Source organism: Acinetobacter sp. UBA2063, assembly GCF_002333245.1.
GTDB classification, from domain to species: Bacteria; Pseudomonadota; Gammaproteobacteria; order Pseudomonadales; family Moraxellaceae; genus Acinetobacter; species Acinetobacter parvus.
This window is the reverse complement of sequence record NZ_DDAH01000126.1, coordinates 8,435-11,317: the sequence shown is the minus strand read 5'-3', so window position 1 is coordinate 11,317 and position 2,883 is coordinate 8,435. Positions and strand designations below refer to the sequence as shown.

Here is a 2,883-nt window from a genome sequence, read left to right as displayed (position 1 = left end):
AAGATCAGCTCGAACCAAGATAATTGGGAATTCAGGCAGCACTTTTATTGCAAGCAAGTACAGATTTTATCTGTACGATGAGAAAAACAAGAGTAAGTAAAGTGATAAGGGATTACCACTTTACTCTAACAGAGATTAAGCAGGCTCAGCTGTAAATCCACGATCACCGAGAGTGGCAATGACTTTATCCTGACTAACCGTTGTGTTGATTTCAACGATACGGTTTTGTAAATCAATATCGAGTGATGCATTCGAGTCGAGCTCTTTAATTGCAGTAGTAATGCCTCGTGCACAACCACCACAAGTCATATTAGCGATGTGAAATTTCATATGTTGCTCCTTTTTAACAAAATATTTGTTTAAACCATTAGAACAGTAACTCTAAACTTTCACCATACAACCAGCCTTTCTCTGAATCAGTTACTTGCTGTAACTTAGTCTGTTTACATCCATAGTTTTCATCAGAGTATTCTAAAGCATAGCGTTCTAATGACTACAGTAAAAGTACTTAACCAACATTAACGTGACTTAAAAATGACATTTTTGTCATCTACGATAACTTTGAAATTTATAAGATAGTTATTTCAATCAATAGTAGTGAACTGAATAGATGAGACTCTTATGGATTGAAGCTAAAAACCGGTGACTACCTTTAATGTATAAATGCCTTATGATGCGATTTTACTGTTCTGATTGTCGTAAGTTGGCAGTCCAGTAGAAACTTTATTGCTCAGCTACAAAAGATAAATGCAGTAATGTTAAATTTCCTCAATTCCCTTATTTTGAAATTCTCTTATTCAATACCCACGACAGTGGTTATATAGCCTGTTGTTAATAGAATTGATAGGCCTAATAACATCTCAAATAAAATGGCATGACTAAGGTGTTTAGCGAATTTAGGATGTTGAAGACGCGGGGTGAAATACCATTTGTTGAAGGCAGCTAAAAGTAGAATACTTATAACAAAAAACATTTTAACCATGAAACCATAGCCATATGCAGTATTGATTAAGGTATTAAAATCTTTAATTAAAAGAATAGCTACACTAGCGCCACAGGCGATTAATATCCCAACAATGAAAGCAGCAATACGTCCAAATACATGCATGCGATCTTTTAAAGGTAAACCACTTATTTCCCGGCTGGTTTTCCATAACGGATATAAAGACCCCATCCATAACGACATAACTAGAATATGGATTGATAATAAAATTTGAGCAAGTAAGGTTAAATTAGCGACATGTCCGAGCTGGGAAAAACTAAAAATAATCGGGAGAAGTAAAACACAAAATATTGAACTTTCAATTATAGAAAAATGACCTTTGTTCCTGTTAAGTTTAACCACCATGAGAAGAAGTAAAAGAGCAAAACTAATAGAACGAAGAACGTATATATACCCCGTCGGAGTATTAACCAATATATTAATATACGTGGGGTCCACCATACCTGTAATACCAGTATTGGCAAAACTACCAATCAGAATAAAAAATCCCAAGGTACTGGAAATTAGGCCTAATCCAGCGCCAATTGTAATATATTTAAGAATCGATTCTTTTAGTTCAAGATATTGTCTAAGTAAAAAATAGCAAAAGGCTCCACCAACGACAAAAGCTACACTTAAATATAAAATAACCTTAGTTAACCAAGTGGCCCACATCCAATATTCAGAAATCATTATTTTTGTCCATTCTAGAACAACATGCCAGCACCTCACTGACATGTTGAAAGGTAATCAATTCTTATTTAGTTGATTTAATAGTGAAACTATATTCACCATTCATGTTGTGACCATCTTTCCCCATTGTTGTCCAGACAACGGTATATTTACCTTTTTTCAGTTTCGGAAGAGCGACATCAAAGGATTTCTTTAAGTCATGAGTAACTTTATATTTTAAAGGAACATCTCTTCGCTGAGCATCCAGTAACTTAATATTCATCAACATAACCTCTGCACCAAAGTTAAGGGTCAAGTTCTTTGGTTGACTAAGGATAGATGCATTTTCCGCAGGAATCGCACTCACTAAACTCACATGAGCGAACGTAGTTGTAGTAGCCACAATCATCGTTGCAGCTACTACAACATTACGTAGAGCAGTCATTTTATTTTGAAATAATTTCATTTACGTTTCCTCTTGATTCGTTAGTTCATTAGAGATGACTTTATAAAATCTATATTTAATGAGACCACATCATCTCCTCTTATATTTCAATTATTAGTGAGAGACAGAAACAGAGCGATGACTTCAAAATTACATTTTTGTCATTTTTAAAATTTAAAATCTTTAACTATTAAAATAATCTTATTGAAAAATAATGATCATTTAACAAACAAATTATGTAGGTGGTTGATTTATGAAATGTAGTAATCATTTTGTCTAAGAAAATAGTAGCTATTTAATTTTTTATATTTTAGTTTAAATATAAACATGTTATGTTTAATTTGATCTAATATAAATTTGTGGGCTAAGCACATGACTCAAACACGTCCAAGAATGACCAAATTATTTGAACAGCTTGGTTTAGCTTCTACTGAAGAAGCAATTGCAAAATTCATAGAGAGCCATCAGCTAGCTGGAGATGTTTTTTTAACACAAGCAATTTTTTGGACTGATGCTCAACGTCATTTTTTAGAAGAAAAACTACACTCTGATGGTGAATGGACGACAGTGATTGATCAATTAAATGAGTCTTTACATGAAAATTCAGTAAAATAATTTTCCGTTAGTATTAAGGATCTACATTCTTCCCTGCATTGAATACAACTCATTCATACAGTAGTACTGTTTTGGAGATGGAATCTCTATTATATAAGTAGTAGATTCCTTACTCTGAAATTTGGATTATAAACCCTAATATTAAAAATAATCTTCTTTACCTTCTATC

General features: G+C 33.0%; 4 protein-coding genes. 1 reads left to right on the top strand and 3 read right to left on the bottom strand.

What is annotated here, in order from left to right:
* Positions 1–135: 135 nt before the first annotated feature.
* The 3 genes from B4H32_RS05675 to B4H32_RS05665 form a co-directional block, all read right to left on the bottom strand.
* Positions 136–330: a heavy-metal-associated domain-containing protein gene (locus B4H32_RS05675; RefSeq protein ID WP_004679365.1), complete on the bottom strand. Its 195-nt coding sequence runs from the start codon at positions 328–330 to the stop codon at positions 136–138.
* Positions 331–793: 463 nt separating this feature from the next.
* Entirely contained in the window at positions 794–1,675 is an 882-nt protein-coding gene (locus B4H32_RS05670; RefSeq protein WP_286800852.1) for a copper resistance D family protein, read from the bottom strand.
* Between the two features lie 64 nt (positions 1,676–1,739).
* A complete protein-coding gene (locus B4H32_RS05665) occupies positions 1,740–2,120 on the bottom strand; it encodes a copper resistance CopC family protein (RefSeq protein ID WP_004681441.1) in 381 nt (126 codons plus the stop codon).
* 351 nt (positions 2,121–2,471) lie between these two features.
* On the opposite strand from B4H32_RS05665, the gene B4H32_RS05660 reads away from it, so the two are divergent.
* Positions 2,472–2,714 (top strand): DUF2789 family protein, encoded by a 243-nt coding sequence (locus B4H32_RS05660; protein ID WP_004281876.1) that lies wholly within the window; start codon positions 2,472–2,474, stop codon positions 2,712–2,714.
* The last annotated feature ends 169 nt before the right edge of the window (positions 2,715–2,883 follow it).